Origin of the sequence: Fictibacillus arsenicus (assembly GCF_001999465.1) — a bacterium.
Lineage (GTDB): Bacteria > Bacillota > Bacilli > Bacillales > Fictibacillaceae > Fictibacillus > Fictibacillus arsenicus.
Window position 1 is genome coordinate 1 of the sequence record NZ_MQMF01000089.1, and the last position, 566, is coordinate 566.

The window sequence follows — 566 nt, forward strand, 5'->3', positions numbered from 1 at the left end:
CCACCGTGGCCAGCACACCGCACAGCTTGCGTCCGTCCGTGGCGAGCACGTCGTTCGGCCACTTCACGTGCGTCGGGACGCCCCGGGCCGCGAGGCGCTCGGCGACCGCGGCGGAGGCGACGAGCGAGAGCCAGCTCAGGTGGGCCGGGGAGACCGGCACCCCGCCGGACTCGGGACGCAGGTACACGGACAGGGCGAGTGCCGCCCCCGGCGCGGCGCTCCATACGCGGGAGTGCCGCCCCCGGCCGGCCCGTTGGTCCGCGGTGGCCACGGCCGCACCGTGCCGGTGCCCCGCGCGGTCCAGCCGCGCGAGGAGCTCATCCTGCGTGGAGCCGGCGGAGTCCAGCCAGGTCAGATCCGGTATGGGGGCGTCGTCGGGGTGCATGCCCCTAGATATACACGGCGTTCCCGGGGGCGGGCTGGGCGGGCCGATCCGCCGCCGGGGCGCGCGAAGGGGCGACCCGGGCCGGCGTCCCCGCCGTTTGTGGGCTTCCTCCACCCGAGGGCGTCCGCGGCGGCCCGTACACTGGCCGATTGAGCCTCCGCATCCTGGCGGACCACCACAA

1 protein-coding gene is annotated in these 566 nt (G+C 76.3%); it reads right to left on the bottom strand.

The window, feature by feature from the left end:
* Window positions 1-385 (bottom strand): biotin--[acetyl-CoA-carboxylase] ligase (locus UN64_RS21955; RefSeq protein WP_077366005.1); only part of this gene is annotated, 385 nt, incomplete at its 3' end.
* Between the last annotated feature and the right edge of the window lie 181 nt (window positions 386-566).